Origin of the sequence: Mesorhizobium sp. M7A.F.Ca.US.005.03.1.1 (assembly GCF_003997975.1) — a bacterium.
Classification (GTDB): Bacteria; Pseudomonadota; Alphaproteobacteria; order Rhizobiales; family Rhizobiaceae; genus Mesorhizobium; species Mesorhizobium ciceri.
Window position 1 is genome coordinate 1 of the sequence record NZ_RZRO01000002.1, and the last position, 17,293, is coordinate 17,293.

Annotated in this window: 17 protein-coding genes; 4 read left to right on the forward strand and 13 right to left on the reverse strand. The window is 64.0% G+C overall.

The genetic code is table 11. From position 1 onward, the window contains the following. The 3 genes from EN990_RS01050 to EN990_RS01060 all read left to right on the forward strand — a co-directional run. Window positions 1–711, forward strand: a 711-nt coding sequence (locus tag EN990_RS01050) for a transporter substrate-binding domain-containing protein (RefSeq protein WP_127388229.1), incomplete at its 5' end; no start/stop codon positions are given. 21 nt (window positions 712–732) lie between these two features. Beyond that, entirely contained in the window at window positions 733–1,455 is a 723-nt protein-coding gene (locus tag EN990_RS01055; protein WP_127368494.1) for an amino acid ABC transporter permease, read from the forward strand. Between the two features lie 123 nt (window positions 1,456–1,578). Next, window positions 1,579–4,044, forward strand: coding sequence for an FAD-dependent oxidoreductase (locus EN990_RS01060; RefSeq protein WP_127368495.1), 2,466 nt, complete (start codon window positions 1,579–1,581; stop codon window positions 4,042–4,044). Window positions 4,045–4,239: 195 nt separating this feature from the next. On the opposite strand, the gene EN990_RS01065 is transcribed toward EN990_RS01060, so the two are convergent. The 7 genes from EN990_RS01065 to EN990_RS01095 form a co-directional block, all read right to left on the reverse strand. Continuing rightward, window positions 4,240–5,529 (reverse strand): FAD-dependent oxidoreductase, encoded by a 1,290-nt coding sequence (locus EN990_RS01065; RefSeq protein WP_127385269.1) that lies wholly within the window; start codon window positions 5,527–5,529, stop codon window positions 4,240–4,242. Then, window positions 5,522–6,271: an ABC transporter ATP-binding protein gene (locus EN990_RS01070; protein ID WP_127368497.1), complete on the reverse strand. Its 750-nt coding sequence runs from the start codon at window positions 6,269–6,271 to the stop codon at window positions 5,522–5,524. The genes EN990_RS01065 and EN990_RS01070 overlap by 8 nt, the downstream gene beginning before the upstream one ends. Next, on the reverse strand, window positions 6,195–7,025 hold the full coding sequence (locus EN990_RS01075; protein ID WP_063168748.1) for an ABC transporter ATP-binding protein: 831 nt from the start codon (window positions 7,023–7,025) through the stop codon (window positions 6,195–6,197). Before EN990_RS01075 ends, EN990_RS01070 begins: the two co-directional genes overlap by 77 nt. Continuing rightward, entirely contained in the window at window positions 7,022–8,017 is a 996-nt protein-coding gene (locus EN990_RS01080; protein WP_127368498.1) for a branched-chain amino acid ABC transporter permease, read from the reverse strand. The genes EN990_RS01075 and EN990_RS01080 overlap by 4 nt, the downstream gene beginning before the upstream one ends. Next, on the reverse strand, window positions 8,017–8,967 hold the full coding sequence (locus EN990_RS01085; protein WP_224620706.1) for a branched-chain amino acid ABC transporter permease: 951 nt from the start codon (window positions 8,965–8,967) through the stop codon (window positions 8,017–8,019). The genes EN990_RS01080 and EN990_RS01085 overlap by 1 nt, the downstream gene beginning before the upstream one ends. Window positions 8,968–9,117: 150 nt before the next feature. Then, complete coding sequence (locus EN990_RS01090) at window positions 9,118–10,233, reverse strand: branched-chain amino acid ABC transporter substrate-binding protein (protein ID WP_027160952.1); 1,116 nt, start codon at window positions 10,231–10,233, stop codon at window positions 9,118–9,120. A gap of 139 nt (window positions 10,234–10,372) precedes the next feature. Next, window positions 10,373–11,146, reverse strand: a complete 774-nt coding sequence (locus EN990_RS01095) for a GntR family transcriptional regulator (RefSeq protein ID WP_063168746.1) — start codon at window positions 11,144–11,146, stop codon at window positions 10,373–10,375. 111 nt (window positions 11,147–11,257) lie between these two features. Here EN990_RS01095 and EN990_RS01100 point away from each other — a divergent pair, with 111 nt between their 5' ends. After that, window positions 11,258–12,010 (forward strand): NAD(P)-binding domain-containing protein, encoded by a 753-nt coding sequence (locus EN990_RS01100; protein ID WP_063168745.1) that lies wholly within the window; start codon window positions 11,258–11,260, stop codon window positions 12,008–12,010. Between the two features lie 28 nt (window positions 12,011–12,038). On the opposite strand, the gene EN990_RS01105 is transcribed toward EN990_RS01100, so the two are convergent. From EN990_RS01105 to EN990_RS01130, 6 genes are all read right to left on the reverse strand, one after another. After that, the gene (locus EN990_RS01105; RefSeq protein WP_063168744.1) at window positions 12,039–12,788 is read right to left on the reverse strand and encodes an SDR family oxidoreductase; all 750 of its coding nucleotides are present in this window, start codon (window positions 12,786–12,788) and stop codon (window positions 12,039–12,041) included. An 18-nt stretch (window positions 12,789–12,806) separates the two neighbouring features. Beyond that, window positions 12,807–13,733, reverse strand: a complete 927-nt coding sequence (locus EN990_RS01110) for a 3-hydroxyacyl-CoA dehydrogenase NAD-binding domain-containing protein (protein WP_127369410.1) — start codon at window positions 13,731–13,733, stop codon at window positions 12,807–12,809. Beyond that, window positions 13,730–14,599, reverse strand: a complete 870-nt coding sequence (locus EN990_RS01115; protein WP_127369409.1) for a hypothetical protein — start codon at window positions 14,597–14,599, stop codon at window positions 13,730–13,732. The genes EN990_RS01110 and EN990_RS01115 overlap by 4 nt, the downstream gene beginning before the upstream one ends. A 1-nt stretch (window position 14,600) precedes the next feature. Further along, window positions 14,601–14,924 (reverse strand): NIPSNAP family protein, encoded by a 324-nt coding sequence (locus EN990_RS01120; protein WP_063168741.1) that lies wholly within the window; start codon window positions 14,922–14,924, stop codon window positions 14,601–14,603. Window positions 14,925–14,987: 63 nt separating this feature from the next. Then, window positions 14,988–16,304 (reverse strand): acetoin dehydrogenase dihydrolipoyllysine-residue acetyltransferase subunit, encoded by a 1,317-nt coding sequence (locus EN990_RS01125; RefSeq protein WP_127385268.1) that lies wholly within the window; start codon window positions 16,302–16,304, stop codon window positions 14,988–14,990. A 14-nt stretch (window positions 16,305–16,318) separates the two neighbouring features. Next, window positions 16,319–17,293 carry an alpha-ketoacid dehydrogenase subunit beta gene (locus EN990_RS01130; RefSeq protein ID WP_027035434.1) on the reverse strand — a complete coding sequence of 325 codons (975 nt, stop codon included), beginning with the start codon at window positions 17,291–17,293 and terminating at the stop codon, window positions 16,319–16,321.

The window sequence follows — 17,293 nt, forward strand, 5'->3', positions numbered from 1 at the left end:
CTGCAAGCCTGCGTCGATCCCACTTTCCCGCCGATGGAATTCATCAAGACGGCGGGCGAGGCTCCCGTTGGCGTCGACATCGACGTCATCAAGGCGCTGGCCGCGCACTGGAAGGTCGACGCCAATATCACGACGATGGACTTCAGCGGCCTGCTTCCCGGCCTGGAATCGAAGCGCTGCGACATCGTCATCAGCGGCGCTTTGCTGAAACCCGAACGGCTGGAGAAGCTGAGCGGCGTGCCTTATCTGAAGACCGGCGTCGTCATGATCGGCAAGGCCGACGATGCGTCCGCCTACAAGAGCTATGAGGATTTCTCCGGCAAGACCATCTCCGTCCAGTCCGGCACTTCCTATATAGGCCTGCTGGACAAGGTGAACGAGGACCTGGCCAAGGCCGGCCGCGACAAGATCACCATGCAGACCTATCCCAAGCAGACCGATGCGATGCAACAGGTGGTGCTGGGCCGCGCGGTCGCGACGATCAGCCAGGACACCGAATTCGCCTACCGCGACTTGCAGCAGCCCGGTGAGTTGAAGATCGTCTACTCGGCCGGCGCGCAGGATCAGTACGCGGCCTATTTCCGCAAGGATGAGGCTGACGCGGCGGCGGTCGCCGCTACTGTCAAGGAGCTTGCCGCGAACGGCACCATGAAGACCATCGCCGAGACGTGGAAGCTTCCGATGTCGACCATCAGTGGCATCGGTCAGTAACGGCGCGATCGGCAGGGTTCCGTGAGCTTTGACTTTGGCTTGTTCTGGTCGACACTTTTTTCCGGGACGTTCTTCAGGGCGGCGCTGGTAGCGCTCGCCCTGACAATACTCGCGCATGCGGCGGCGATCCTCCTGTCGCTGCCGCTTGCCTTGGCGCTCAACGGGCAAAACAAGGTGCTGCGCTGGGGAGCGACGGCCTATATCGCTGTTTTCCGCGCACTGCCGGCGCTTCTGCTGCTGCTGTTCGTCTGGAACGGCCTGCCGCAAATATGGCCGATCTTCCGCGAGACCTGGTTTTCGCCCTTCATCGCGGCCCTCCTGGCGCTGACGCTGAACGAGGCCGCCTATCAGGTCGAGATCAACAGGGCGGCGCTCAGCGCCGTCGAAGAAGGGCAGTTTCAGGCCGGCGCCGCACTTGGCCTGCGCAAGCCGCAAGTGTTCTTCCTGATCATCGTGCCGCAGGCGCTGCGCATCGCCCTGCCGCCGACCGTCAACGAGTTCATCACGCTGCTCAAGACCACGTCGCTGGCCTCGGTGATCTCATTGACGGAACTGATGGCGGTCACCCAGCAAAGCGTCGCCTCAACGTTCCGCTATGCCGAGTTCTACGCCGTCACCTCCCTCTACTACCTGGCGATGGTCTATGTACTGATGATCCTGCAGAAGCGGATCGAACGGCGCTTCGCCTGGGCCAAGCCCCACGCGGCCGGAAACGATACCGACAAAGTGCCCCATCACGCATGACGGGCACAAAACGGTGGGCCGCAGCGTGCGGCACGCCATTGACATCCATCGACGCGACGGCATGACGCTGCTCCGAAAGGGCGCCAGATGCCTGAGCCGCGCAGCAATTCAGGGGGACGCGTAATGTCAGGGGCTAGTTCAGAACAGATGCCGGAACAGGCTGATGTCGTCATCGTCGGCGGCGGCATTGCCGGATGTTCGGTCGCCTATCACCTCACCAAGCTTGGCATCACCGACGTCGTACTGTGCGAGCGCAAGCAGCTGACATGCGGCACGACATGGCATGCCGCCGGCCTGGTGACGCAGTTGCGGGCGACGCGACAGATGACGGAGCTGGCGAAATACACCGGCGAGCTGTTCGGCCGCCTCGAAGCCGAAACCGGACAGGCCACCGGCTTCATGCAGCGCGGCTCGCTGCGTGTCGCCAACACCGAGGCGCGCTTCGAGGAGCTGGCACGCGGCGCCTCGATGGGGCGCAATTTCGGCCTGCCGGTCGACATGGTCACGCCCGGCGAGATCAAGGAACGCTGGAGCCCGGTCAACATCGACGGCATCGTCGGCGGCTTCTGGTTCCCCAATGATGGACAGGTCAACCCCACCGACGTCACCATGGCCTATGTCAAGGGCGCGCGCACCGGTGGCGCCTGCATTCTCGAAAACACGCCGGTCACGAAAATCCTGGTCGAGAACGGCCGCGTTTGCGGCGTGGTCACCGACAAGGGCGAGATCCGCGCCGACAAGGTGGTGATATGCGGTGGCATGTGGTCGCGCGATCTCGCGGCACAGATCGGCGTGACGCTGCCGCTGCACGCCGCCGAGCATTTCTACATCGTCACCGAGACCATCCCCGGCCTGCCAACCAATTTGCCGGTGCTTTTCCTGGGCGACGAGTGCTCCTACTACAAGGAAGACGCCGGTAAGCTGCTGCTCGGCTGCTTCGAGCCGGTGGCCAAGCCGTGGGGCCATAACGGCATCTCGCCCGATTTCTGCTTCGACAGCCTGCCCGAGGACTTCGAGCATTTCGAACCGATCCTCGAAATGGCAACCAGGCGGGTGCCGCTGCTGGCGGATGTCGGCATCAAACTGTTCTTCAACGGACCGGAAAGCTTTACGCCGGATGACCGCTATCTGCTGGGCGAGACGGCTGAGGTCTCCGGCCTGTTCTGCGCCACCGGCTTCAATTCCGTCGGCATCCTCTCCTCGGGCGGCGTCGGCAAGGCGCTGTCGGAATGGATCCGCGACGGGCGCCCACCGGTCGATCTCGCCGATGTCGACGTGCGCCGCACCATGTCGTTCCAGTCGAACAAGAAATATCTCTACGACCGCACCACCGAAACGCTTGGCCTTTTGTTCGACATGCACTGGCCATACCGCCAGTTCGCCACGGCGCGCCACATCCGCAAGAGCCCGTTCCACGACCGCCTGATGGCGGTGGGTGCCTGCATGACCGAGGCCGCCGCCTACGAACGCCCTGGCTTCTTCGCTTTGCCCGGCATGAAGGCCGAGATCGACTATTCCTACGGCCGCCAGAACTGGTTCGGCGCCTGCGGCGAGGAAAGCCGCAACACGGCTGACAACGTTACGCTGTTCGACCATTCCTGCTTCGTGAAATACTGGATCGAGGGGCGTGACGCCTGCGCGGTGCTCAACCGCATCTGTGCCAACAATGTCGACGTACCCGCCGGCCGCGTCGTCTACACGCAATGGCTGAACGAGCTAGGCGGCATCGAAGCCGATGTCACGGTCACCCGCATCTCCGAAACCGCCTACATGGTCGTGACCATCGCCGTGTCGCAGCGGCGCGACCTGGCCTGGCTCAAGCGCCATATCCCGGCGGACGCGCATGTCTTCGTGCAGGATGTCACCTCCGGCCTGCCCATGCTGGCGCTGATGGGGCCGAAATCGCGCGATCTCCTGCGCGCCGTCTCGCCCGATGACTTCTCGGAGGCGGCGTTTCCCTTCGGCACCAGCCGCGAGATCGACCTTGGCTATGCGCGGGTGCGCGCCAGCCGGCTGACCTTCGTCGGCGAGCTTGGCTGGGAGCTCTACATGCCCGCCGAGTTCGCCGCCCATGTCTTCGACAAGCTGGCCGAGGCGGGCGCCGATTTCGGCCTGCGCCAAGGCGGCTACTTCGCCATCAATTCGCTGCGCATGGAGAAAGGTTACCGCCACTGGGGTCACGACATCGGCGAGGAAGACAGCCCGCTGCAGGCAGGGCTTGGCTTTGCCGTGGCGTTCGACAAGCCAGGCGGCTTCATCGGCCGTGATGCGCTGTTGCTGCAGAAGGAGGCGGGCAAGCCGCGCCGCCGCTTGGTGCAGTTGCGGCTGCAGGCCGAAGATGCGCCTCTCCTCTATCATCACGAACCGATCTGGCGCGGCGGCAAGATCGTCGGTTCGGTCACCTCCGGCGCCTACGGCCACCGCATCGGCGCCTCGCTCGGCATGGGCTATGTCGAATGCGAGGGCGGTGTCGACGATGCCTGGCTGGCAGCCGCCCCTCTGGAGATCGAAATCGCCTGGAAGCGATACAAGGCCATTGCGCAGCTCAAGCCGTGGTACGATCCGAAGGGGGAACGCCTGAGACCGTGACAGAACCTCCTTTTGGATCAGTCGGAGGCCCTAAGTCCCAGCCACGCTGAAGGTCCGCTTCGGCTTCCGCTGACGCCTGAAGCTACCAGTCCGCTTTCGGCCCAGTCGTGACCGAGCATGGGCTGTCTGATTGAGACTTCTGCCTCGGCCAGCTAGCCGCCGGCACAAAATCAGCATCGTCGGCCTATAATGTCATCAAGAGCTTCGATCCTTGAAGCGGTTCCAGAGATGCATGCGGTTCGCGACCTGCACGGCGACCGGATGGAACGGAACCGGTTTCATGTTGGTGACCGGCAAAGGCATCTGCTCGTCCCGGCGCCGGCCTGCCGCCCAGCGGCCGATTTCCTGGCCAAGAGACATTGCCAATGCCACGCCGCGGCCGGAATAGACGCCGCCAAACACGAGGCCGGGTGCCAGGCGATAGAGGCGAGGTCTGCGATCAGGCACCACGGCAAAGGTGCCATGCCAGTATTCCACGATCGGCGGTTCGCCGCCGAATGCGCGAAAAGCCTTGCCCAGCATGCTCGAGACCTTGGCGCGACCGCGGTCGGCCTCGTCAAACCAGAATGTATGCGTGCCGCCGCTCACCAGCCGGCCGTCGACGTCGTAGTGGAAATAGCGGATGTCGTTGCGCATGTCGGACACCGCGGGGTTGCCGACAAGGATCTGGGTGCGCAGGCCTTCCGGCAGTGGGTTTGTCGCGGCCTGGAAGACCTTGAACGGCATCAGTGTCTTCTTCAGCCCAGCCCAGAGGTCGCCGGTAAGCGCATTCGTGGCAAGCACCACTTCTGGCGCCGTGACGCTTCCCGTTGCGGTGAAGACGCGCCAGCCGCCTTCCACCTTCTCGATGCCAGACGCCGCGGCGTTCTCGAAGATGGTCACGCCTTCGCGCTCAAGGGCGCCGGCAAGGCCAATGGTCATGGCGAACGGATTGATGTGGCCGGAATTGTGCACCATCCAGCCGCCGAGATAGGGGCTGCCGATGCGCGCGCTGGCTTCGGCCCGGTCAAGCCAGGAGACATTGGCGCCGAAGGCTTTCCACTCTTCGTAGAACTGGCGCGCGCGGGCAAGCGTGGTGTCGGTGTGAGCGGGCTGGATCCAGCCTTCCTGAACCTGGTGGGCGTCTATGTTGAAGCGCTGCATCAGGCCGAAGGCTACGCCGGCCGCATCCGCAACCATGCGATTGTAGTGCTCACCGATCGTCTTGCCGTAGACCGCCTCGAACTCCGCCGGCGAGGCCTTGGAATGGTGGGAGATGACAAGGCCGTTGTTGCGGCCCGACGCTGCCGATCCGATCTCGTTGCTCTCAAGCAGGATGACATTGACGCCGCTGTCGCGCGCGCCAAGTGCCGCGGCCATGCCGGTGAAGCCGCCGCCGACCACCAGCACGTCCGTCTTCAGGTCGCCTTGCAGCGCCGGTGCGGCCGGGCGCCTGTTCGCGGTCTTGCGCCACAGATGCGGCGTCTTCCAGTCGACCTCAAACATGAAGGACGTCCTCGCTGGCGCCGCCGAGATAGTGTTCCCTCAGGGCCGAATGCGCGGCCATTTCCTGCGCCGGGCCATGCAGCTTCACCTTGCCGGTGTTGAGCAGGTAGGCGTAGTCGCCGCATTCGAGCGCCAGCTGAACGTTCTGCTCGACGAGCAGGATCGAAATGCCGTTGCGCGACAGGTCGAGGATGATGCGGAATATCTGGTGGACGATCTTCGGGGCAAGGCCGAGAGACGGCTCGTCGAGCATCAGAAGCTTCGGCTCGGCCATAAGCGAGCGCCCGATCGCCAGCATCTGCTGCTGGCCGCCGGACATGCGGCTTGCCATGCCGTTGCGCCGTTCCTTGAGCACAGGAAACAGCTCGAACACCTCGGCGCGCAACGCCTCGAAACTCTTCCCGCCGCGACCGATATGGGCCGCGACCAAGTTTTCCTCCACCGTCAGGCGCTGGAAGATCTGGCGGCCTTCCGGGCAGTGGGTGATGCCGAGACGCACGACCTGTTCGGGGCGCATCCCGGTGATGTCGCGGCCCTCGAACGCGATGCTGCCTGCGGTGGGCCGCGCCACGCCGGAAACGGAATTGAGCAGCGTCGTTTTGCCGGCGCCGTTCGGACCCAGGATGACGACGATCTCGTGCGGATCGACGTCAATGCTGATGGCCTCAAGAACGCCGACGCGCCCGTATCCCGAGCTGAGCCCGGCGATTCTGAGCAGCGGCCCGGATGTCGTCGATGTCATTGGCGGTTCCCAGATAGGCGAGTTGGACGTCGGTGCTTGCCTGCACTTCGGCGGGCGTGCCCCGGAAGAGCAGTTTCCCATGATGCATGACGATGATGCTGTCGCAGAGTGTCATGACGAGATCCATGTCGTGCTCGACGACGATCATGATCCGGTCGGGCGAACGCAACGCGGTGAGTTTTGCCGTCAGTTCCGCCGTCTCGTGGTGGTTCAATCCGGCGGCGGGCTCGTCGAGCAGCAGGACGCGCGGATTGGCGACCAAGGCGCGGGCGATCTCCAGCATGCGTTGTCGGCCATAGGGCAGGCCCCCGGCATCGACGTCGGCGTAGCCCTGAAGGTCAAAAAACCGCAGGATTTCCATGCATTTCTCACGCCGGCGCCGGCGCTGGGCGTTGGCATAGGGTGGCCAGATCACTTCCCTCCAGGCGGCCGCAACCTCGGCGGGATAGAAACAGACTTCAAGGTTCTCGATCGCCGACATCTGGTCGAAGAGGCGGATGTTCTGATAGGTGCGGGCAATTCCCGAATTGGCGATCTGGTATTTCTTGAGTTTGTCGAGACGCTTGCCGTCGAGCGTGATCGAGCCCGACGACACTGTGTAGGAACCAGCCGTCATGTTGATCAGCGTCGACTTGCCGGCGCCGTTCGGTCCGATCACGCCGTGGATTATGCCGGGAGCGAAGTCGGTCGACACGCCGTCGATGGCGACGACCTCGCCATACACCTTGCGAAGGCTCTGAAAGACCAGCGTCATTTTCCGAAAAGCCCTCGGATCAGTTTCTCCGGCCCGAAGCTGCGCGGCACGATGCCGGCCGGGCGCGCGATGATCAGCGAGATCATCAAAAGACCGAGGAAGAGGATGCGCCATTCGGCGAACTCGCGCAGCAGCTCCGGCAGCAGGATCAGGATTGCCGCGCCGGCGACGATGCCGAAGATGTTGCCGATGCCGCCGACCACGATCATCAGCACGATCAGCACCGATTCCTGCAGCGTGAAGCTTTCCGGGCTGACGAAACGCTGCGATGCGGCGAAGATCGCGCCGGCTATGGAACCGATCGTGGCCGAGGTGGCGAAAGCGGCAAGCTTGGCATTGGTGGTGTTGATGCCGATGCCGCGCGCGGCGTCCTGGTCCTCGCGGATCGCCGCCCACGCCTTGCCGAGGATGGAGCGCTCGAGCCGCCAGACCACGGTGCCGACGATGAGCACGGTGATCAGCAGCAGCCAGAAGAAGTCGATCGGCCGGGCAATCTGTATGCCGAGGATCGACGCCTTGTCCAGCCGGGCAATGCCTTGCGGCCCTCCGGTCAGCCAGTCGAGATTGTTGATGATGATGCGGATGATCTCGCCGAAGCCAAGTGTGACGATGGCCAGATAGTCGCCGCGCAATCGCAACACCGGAATGCCAAGCAATATGCCGGTGACCGCACCCAGGCAGGCGGCGACGAGCAGGATGAGCAGGAACGGCATATGCAGGCCGAGCTGCGGGCTTGCCAGCAGCCCATAGCTGTAGGCGCCGACCGCGTAGAAGGCGACGAAGCCGAGATCCAGCAGCCCGGTATAGCCGATCACGATGTTCAGGCCGATGCCGAGCAGGATGTAGATCAGCAGGCTGTTGAGGACACGGACATGGTAGTTGGGCAGGAAGGGCGTGGTCATGATCAGCGCGATCGCGATGGCGAAGACGAGCCAGGAGATGGTCCGGTTCGCACGCGGCCGGGCCGCGGCGAGAGTGTCGGCGGCGGCCATCAGAATTCCCTCTTGTACACGATGCTTTCCTCGGAGACGGCCTCGCCAAGTATACCGGCAGGACGGACCAGAAGCACGAGTATGAGGATCGCAAAGGCGAGAACGTCGCGATACTCGGTGCCGAGCACGCCGTTTGTGACAATGGGCAGCAGCGCGGTTCCCCACACTTCGATGAAAGCCAGGATGAAGGCGCCGAGCATGGCGCCGGGGATTGAACCGATGCCGCCGAGGATGGCCGCGGTGAAGGCCTTCAGCCCGATGACGGCGCCCATGCTGGGCGACATGATGCCATAGTAACTGGAATAGAGGATGCCGCCGGCAGCGCCGAGAAGCGGCCCGACGAAGAACACCATCGAGATGGCGCCGTTGACGTTGATGCCAAGCAGTTGTGCGGTCGGTCGGCTTTCCGATACGGCGCGCACGATGATGCCGATACGGCTCCGGTTGACCAGGACATGCAGGCCGAACATCAGCACGAAGGCGGCGATCAGGATGCCGATCTGCATCAAGGTGATGGTGCCGCCCATCACCTGATACCGGACGACGGGGAAGAAGCTGGGAAAGGCGACCGGCTGTGGGCCGGCCAGGATCTGCACCCCGGTGACGAGCGACAATGAGACGCCGAGCGAGGACAGCATCGGCGCGAGCCGGGTGGAGCTTCTCAGCGGTTTGTAGGCGACCCTTTCGATGCCGACGCCAATGAGCCCGACGAGGAAGATCGCCACGAGAAAGGCCGCGGTCAGCGCCAGCGCGCCCGACATCCCGACATCGCCGACCAGCAGGCTGAGCGCCAGAAACGCTACATAGGCGCCGAGCATGAACATCTCGCCATGGGCGAAGTTGATCATGCGCAACACGCCGTAGACCATGGTGTAGCCGAGCGCGATCAGGGCGTAGATCGAGCCGATGGTCAGGGCATTTACCGTTTGTTGAATAAGATTTCCCAGCATGGGCCGGCGTCCTGTGCCTGCAACCCCATGGACCGGTCGAACCGGGAAGGGGAATGGTCGACGTGGCCGCCCGTACTTGCGGCAGGCACGCCCGTCAACAGGTGAAGGAGCCGCTTCGCGCGTAGCGATGCGGCTCCGGCGGTCTGGCTGCTATTTCGAACCGACGAGATGGAAGCCCGTTCCCTCCACCTTGTAGAGGTAGGATGGGGCGACTTTGAGTTCGCCGGTTTCGTCGAATTCCAGCTCGCCGACGACGGTCTTCGCCTTGACTGCATGCAATGCTGCGTTGAGGTCCTCACGCGTGAGGCCTTTCGTCGTTTTCAGCACCTGTTCCAAAATCTGGCCCTGTACATAGCCGTAGATCGAATACGGGCCGGCTTCCTCACCATACTTCGCCTTGTAGAGTTTGGCGAAATCGGCGATCTCGGGGGAGGCATCCATCGGCGGCACCTGGATCGCGACAAGCGTGCCCTGGATATTGGCTTCGCCCGCCTGTTTGATGAGGTCCGGCGTGTAGCCGCCGTCCGGCACCATTAGCACGGCGGCGATACCTTGCTCGTGCATCTGCTTGGCAAACAGCGCAAGCTGCGGCATGACGGCGCCGAGATAGATCGCATCGGGCTTCTTGGACTTGATCTGGGCCAGCACAGCGGTGAAGTCCACGTCGGACGGCGCCACGGCAATGGTATCGAGGACCTTGCCGCCGCCGGTTTCGAAGTTCTTGGCGAAGATTTCGGAAATGCCCTGGCCGAAGACCTGCTTGTCGTTGACGATCACGGCAGTCTTGGCGCCGAGCTTGCCCAGCGCATATTCGGCTGGCAACAATGCGCCGGCCAGATCGTTGGCCACCGGGCGCACCATGAACTTGTAGCCCTGCTTGGTGAGAGACGGATTGGAGCCGAAGGTCATGGTCGGCAGCGTGCAGTCTTCATAGATCGGCAGCGTCGACTGGGCGACGCCGGAATTGAAGTTCACCAGGCCAAGCACGACCTTGTCATTGTCGCAGAATTTCTGGGCGACGAGCGTTCCCTCGCGCGGGTCGGCCTTGTCGTCCTGCTGGTCATAGGCAATGGTGACGCCATTGACGCCGCCATCGGCGTTCAGCCTGTCGACGTAGAGCTTGAAGCCATTGTGCCAGGTGCTGCCGAAATAGGCCTGCGCGCCCGAGAGCGGCGCGGACATTCCGACGGTAATCTGCTCGGCCATGGCCGGCGCTGCAAAAAGCGAGGCGCCGAGAAGAAGTGTGGCGATAGATTTTTTCATCATGGTTCCCCTTAGCTGCTGACTACGACAGGGGGAGGCCGTTGCGGTCTTCTTCCCCGTGTAAGCCCATCGAAGCAGACAAAGGGATCGTCGTCAAGAAAGTGTCGACACTATTGCGTTCAATTTTGTGCTCAGATATCGATTATGCGTCGCGAGCCCTTCGGCGACGCTTCAGCTCGGCGCCATTGTCGGGCGCGAAAACCTTGAGCAAGGCGTCCTTGAGCGCTTGCTGCGTGGCGGAGACGGTCATTTCGATATGTTCGCGCAACAGTTTCGCGCCGTTCTCGGCATCGCGCTTGACGGCAGCCTCGACGATGGCCGAATGGGAGGTGATCTGCGCCTTGTCATGCGAAGGATGTTCGATCTGGATGCGGCGGATGAAGCGGATGCGTGCATTGATGGAGCTGAGCTGGCCGACAAGTTCCGGATTTCCGGAGAGTTCGGCGATGAGCAGATGGAAGCCTTCGTCCTCGGCCAGGATGACATCCGGCGGCTGGTCCGGGTAGGCGTCGACGATCGCTTCCCAGTAGCTCCGCAGCCGGTCGATTTCGCTGTCGTCGGCGCGCTCGCACATCAGCTTGAAAGCAGCGCACTCGATGATCGAGCGGAACTCGTAGAGATCGAGCAGGCCCTCGGTGCTGAGGCTTCTGACGAAAAAGCCTCGATTGGGCGTGAGCGAAACGAAACCCTCGGAGGCGAGCCGGTTCAGCGCCTCGCGGATCGGTGTGCGCGAAAGGCCAAGGCCGCGCGAAAGCTGGACCTCGTTGATGCGCTCTCCGGGCTTCAGCTTGAATTCGACCAGGAGCTTGCGGATGGTGTTGTAGGCGCGTTCGCTGCTATCGGCAGCGCGGCGCGTCTCCGCTTCAGCGGCAAGGGACGGGTCGCTATCGGCACTGGTCTCGGCTCGTTCGGTCACGTCGGTTCTCATCTGATTTGTATGCAGGCTGTGTCGACACTTTGTAGAGCCGCCTTTCTTTCCCAACTTCGTGTGAATGGCAAGCAGCAGGTTCAAATCCGGGGGACAACAATGATTGTAGGCATTCTTGGGGTCGGGCATCTGGCGACGTCCATGCTGGCTGGGTTCTTGCGTTCCGGGCTTGATCCCGCGGCGATCGTGCTGTCGCCGCGAGGCAAGGCGGCGGCGCTCTCCGCCCGGCACGGTTTTCGGCTGGCAATCGACAATCGCGATCTCGTCGAACAGTCCGATGTCGTCATTGTTGCGGTGCGGCCCGTGCATGCGCCGGATGCGGTCGCTGGCCTGCCGTGGCGCACGGACCAAACAATGGTTTCGGTTTGCGCCGGCGTAGCGCTATCGCGGTTTGCTGTCGCGCCTGCGCGCGCGGTGCGCGCCATGCCGTTCACGGCTTCCGAAATCTGTGCCAGTCCGACGATCTATTTCCCCGACCTTGAGCAGGCGCGGGCGGTCCTCGACTGGCTTGGCCCCTCGATCGCTCTGGCCAGCGAAACGGACTTCGAGTTGGCGACGGTCAATGCCGCCATCTATGGCTGGGTGCAGGATCTGATCCGCAGGACGACTGAATGGTCGAGCGCGCGAGGTCTCGATCCGGCAATTGGCCGCCGGCTGACGGCGATGACGTTCGTGGCCGCCGGGCGGCTGATTGAGGAGAAAGACCAGCCGATGCATCAGATGCTCGAGGAGCTGGTGACACCGGGCGGCATCACCGAGCGGGGTCTGCAGGTGCTTTCGGCGCGCGGAGTGCCTGCGGCCTGGGAGGAGGCCTGCACGGCCGTGCTCGACAAATTGACCGAGCCGGACTGAGGCGCGGCGTCGCTGACGCCACGCATGCTCATCGTTGCGGCGCGGGCGGATAGGTATGGCCGCCGGGCGCCTGTTCGCTCGGCGCGACGGTCAGTTCGCTGATGTCGACATGATCCGGCATCCGCAGCGCGGTAGCAAGCACGGCGGCAATGTCGGCCGGGCCGAGCGGCCGCTGTTGCGAGTACATGCGCTTGCGCAAGCCCTCGCGGTCGCCGTCGAAGGCCTTCAGATAGAAATCCGTTTCCACACGGCCCGGGGCGATCTCGGTCAGCCGCACGCCGGTGCCCGCGAGATCATAGCGCAGGATGCGACCGGCCTGGGAAAGGCCGGCCTTGGCCGCACCGTAGGTCGTCGTGCCGGGAAAAACGCCGCTGGCAGCCGTGCTGGTCAGGTTGAAGATGTGGCCACGCTTGCGCGCGATCATGCCCGGCAGCAACATGCGGATGAGCTGCAAGGGTGCGGTGAGGTTCAGCGCCACCACCTCGGCTGTTTCCTCCGCGCTCTGTTCGTGCAGGGGGCGCACGGTCGCCAGACCGCCGGCATTGTTGACCAGGACATCGATTTCCGCCGCACCGAGCGCAGAAGCGATCGCCTCGTTGTCGCGCACATCGGCGACAAGCGGTTTCACGCGTGGCCCGAGCCTCTCCTGCAGGACCTGTAGCGCGCCACGGCTGCGCGCCAGCGCATGGACGGTCAATCCTTCCGCGATCAGGCTCTCGACGATCGCTGCGCCGATGCCTTTCGAGGCGCCGGTGACGAGGGCGGTGCGATAGGTCATGGCCATTCTCCGTGACGATTAGAGTGCACCGTGTGCGGCCACTGTTTTCAAAATGCCGACCAGGCCAGGCTCGCGCGCGGCCTTCAGATCCTCGTGGCTGCGCCCGCCTACCGCCGCATTTGTCGAAGCTGTGATCGAGCGGATGGTCTCGCTGTCAAGCTTTGCGTCGAGCAGCGTGTCCCAGATCGCCTGATAGGTCGGGCCATATTTGCGCAGGAAGTCCTCGATGCCATCGGCGTTGAGGCTGTTGGAGATGAACGAACCTTGCAGGGTCCATTTCGCGCCCGGCCCATACATGAAGGCACGATCCACGTCCTCGACCGAGGCGACGCCGTCTCGCACCAGAGCGATCGCCTCGCGCCACATGGCGCCCATCAGGCGCAAGGCGATATGGCCGGTCGCCTCCCGGTTGAGCGTTACCGGCTTCTTGCCGATGGCTTCATAGATGGCGCGTGCGCGGGCGATCGCTTGTGGATCCGATGTCTTGCCGCCGACGATCTCGACCAGCGGCATCAGATGCGCTGGATTGAAGGGATGGCCGAGCACGACGCGGCCGGGCAGGCGGCACTCGCCCTGCATGTCGGACACCAGCAGGGCCGAGGAGGAGGAGGCGATGACGACCTCGTCACCGACATGATCTTCGATCTCGGCGAGCAGCCGGCGCTTGAGGGCCAGGTCTTCCGGACCGTTCTCCTGCACGAAATCGACGCCTTGGAGCGTCTCGGCGAGCGTCGGAAAAAGATGGATCTCGCCGGGCGAGGGCGAGGATCCCTTCAACGCGTCTAGGTCGGCCATGAGTGCAGGCAGCACCTCGTTGAAAGCCGCTTCGCGCCGCTCTGTCGGGTCGAACACGCGCACCGCGTGGCCGGCATGGGCAAAGCAAGCCGTCCAGCGCTGCCCGATGACGCCGAAACCGACAATGCCGATGGTCAGTTTTTCCATCATCCGGCCCTCCTGCCGTCAAGCGCAGCGCGGAAGGCCTCGTTGAGGTCGTTCCACGGGATGAGAAGATCGATCCAAGCGCCGACCCGCCCGGTAGCCAGGATCGCCTCGTCCATCAGCGCACCGAACGGATAGTTGCCGTCCATCGCCGCCTTGAGCCGGAAAAGCAGGGCAGGCGTTTCCTCCATGTGGCAGAAATCGCGTAGCCGGGTCGCGGTCTTGTCGAGCGCGATTGCTGCCGCCTGGCGCAGCACCAATTCGTCCTTCCGGCCGCGCTCGGCGCGGATCCACCAGAGGAATTCGTGCAGCACCCGCGCTTCTGATTCCGCGGTGAAGACAGGCCCTGCCGGGTGCATGATGGCGCGTGACGCGGTGACCCGGCTGATGTCGGCGGGACAGAACACCCACAGCGCCTTGCGAGCGGCAATGATATCCTGTGGCAGCGACGATGGCGGCGAAGACTCGGACACGCCGCCATCCGACCGGACAAGCGTGCCTTCCAGGATGCGGCGGCCCTGGTCCTGTTTCAGTGTCGCGGCAAGTTCGGCAATGCCTTCCACCGGCGCGTCGAGATGGCCGAGAACGGTGATCTCGGCATTCTCCGCCTGAAGCGGCGCGAAGGTGATTTCGAGGAACTGCCGCACCGGCCAGTAGATGAATGCGCCGGCGGTCGCGGAAAGCACATGCGTAGCACCCTCGATATCCTCGACGAAGGGAGCATGCCAATAGATATGGCTGCCGGCGATCTTCGGCGTGTGCAGCTGCAGACGCATCGGCAAGGCCGAAAGCAGCGCGCGGCGCGTGCGCTCGGCATCGCCAGTCAGGCGCAGCGGCCAGCTGCGCCCCTCGGTCGAGAAAGTCAGGTCCATCTTATTTTCCCGGATTGAAGAACGAGACGGGTTTGAGGATCTGGTTGCGCATGTCGAGCAGATAGTCGGTCTCGATCACCTTGCGCCGGTAGGCCTGCCATTCCGGGTCTGCCTCCATGCGGTCGCGCCGCTCCTCCCGGTCGGCAAGGCTTTCATATCTCCACAGATGCACGGTGCGCGAGAGGTCGCCGATATGCGTCTGGAAGAAGCCGAAGGGCTCGCCCAGATAATGCCGCTGCATCGGCAGGCCGACGTCCTCGTAGAGTTTGAGGAAATGCGACAGCTTGTTGGGGCGGGCGGTGTAGGTGCGATGGTCGAAGATCATATCGGCACTCCTTCTGACATTCTGTCGTGGCGCCCTTGACGCGGGCGTGATGGTCTTGCCGGCTCAGCCGGCACTTCGCACCGTCTCGGCGATCAGCCGGGCGGTGAGCGCCGGTGCCTCTATCTGCGGTGCATGGCCGATGCCATCGAGAAGATGAACGGCAGTGAAGCCCGGCGCGCGGGCCGCATGGGCGACCGGAATGACGCGGTCGAGCCTGCCCCAGAGGAGCCGGGTCGGCACGGCAAGCTCTGCAAGCGCGCCCGCGAGATCGAACCCCTGCGTGCCGTCCGGGAACAGGCTTTCGGCCATCGCAGCGAGCGCGTCGCGATTGCCGGTCTTTTCCATCTGTCTGAGCGCGGCCTGCGCATAGCCGGTCGGTAAGGCTGAGGGGTCGCCGACCATCACCGCCAGCCACCGCTCCAAGGCCTGCACCGTGGTCGCGCGGGCAAGACCGGCGATGAAGCCGGCATTGATCTCGGGGCCAAGCCCGCCAGGGGCAAGGAGCGTCACAGAGCGCACCGTAAGACGGCCCAGCCGGGCGAGCGCGAGGGCCGCCGCACCGCCCAGGGAATGGCCGACGAGATGGGCATTGCCGACGCCCATCTCCTCCAGTTGGTCGCAGAGGAGGAAGGTGATCTCCTCGATGCTGCTTGCAGGTCTTACCGCTTCCACGCCATGGCCGGGCAAGTCGAGGCTGATCGTCTCGATCTCCGGACCGAGCAAGGGCACGACCTGCCGCCACACCGAGCGATCCGCCCCGAAGCCGTGGATGAGGACCACGGGCGCCGGCTGTCGGGTCAGCGTTGGCGCGGCAATGGATGGCGTCTGGGCCGTCGCCGGCGTTCGCTGGCCTGCGCTGTCATGTTCATTGGAGAGGGCGGCTAGGGTGGCATCGATGTCGCGCTTCTTGATGCGCCCGCGCGGGCCGCTTCCCGCAATGGCGGCAAGGTCGAGCCCGGCCGCAGCGGCAAGCCGCCGGGCCAGCGGGCTTGCGACTGCACGGCTGCCGGGCGGCCGGATGGAGGAAGGCGCTTCGCTGGTCACAGGATCGCGCGGATTGGTTTCGGCAGCCGTCGCCGTGGCCGGCGCGATCGAAGCGGATTGGCCAGCGATCAGCTTCTCGCCAACTATCGGTTTCTCGTCCGCGATCGTGCCGAGCACGGCGCCCACCGGCGCTTCCTGTCCCTCGGCGAAGAAGATCTCAGCCAGCCAGCCGTCGCGGTCGGCTTCGATTTCGGTCGCGGCCTTGGCCGTCTCGACGGTGACGACCAGATCGCCGGCCTTGACCGGATCGCCTGGCTTCACCGCCCAGGCGATCACCAGCACGGCTTCCATGTATTCGCCGCCGGCGCTGTCGATGCTGATCGGATGGGTCGCCATCGCCGCCGCCTCCGTCACTTCAGCGTCTTCAGCGCGGCGGTGCGGATCTTCTCGGCACTTGGCAGCATCGCCGTTTCCAGCGGCTCGGAATAGGGGATCGGCATGTCCGGCAGCGTGACGCGCGCGACCGGCGCGTCCAGCTCGTCGAAGGCGTGATCCATGATCGTTGCCGAAAGCTCGGCGGCGTAGCCGCAAAAGCGCCAGCCCTCGTTGACCACCACGGCATGGTGCGTTTTCGCGATCGAGGCGACGATGGCGTTGACATCCAGCGGGCGCAGCGACCGGAGATCGACGATCTCGGCCGAAACACCGTCGGCTGCGAGAAGATCCGCGGCTTTCAGTGCCTCGACCACCATCTTGGAGGTGGCGAATATCGAGATATCGCTGCCTTCGCGCAGGGTTGCCGCCTTGCCGAGCGGCACGGTCACATCGCCTTCCGGCACCTCGCCGCGGGTGTTGTAGAGCAGCTTGTGCTCGAGGAAGACCACCGGCTGGTCGTCGCGGATCGCGGCCTTCAGCATGCCCTTGGCGTCGGCGGGCGTCGAAGGAGCAACGACCTTGATGCCGGGTATGTGGGCAAGCATGGAATCGAGCGACTTGGAGTGCTGCGCGCCGGCGCCGGCGCCGCCGCCGCCCTGCGTACGCAGCACGAACGGCATCTTGACCTGGCCGTTCCAGATGTAATTGTAGATCGATGCCTGGTTGACCAGCGCATCGAGCGTCAGCGGCACGAAATCCGCATACATGATTTCCAGCACCGGCCGCGTGCCGGTCATCGCGGCGGTCACGGCCATGGCGGTCAGCGCCTGTTCGGAGATCGGCGTGTCGCGCACCCGCGTTTCGCCGAATTCCTCCATCAGCCCTTTCGTCACCTTGAAGACGCCGCCATAGCGTCCGATGTCCTCGCCAAAGACGAAGACGGAGGGGTCGGCCTGCATCTCTTCGCGCAGTGCCGCATTGAGCGCTTCGGCATACCGCATCATGGCCAT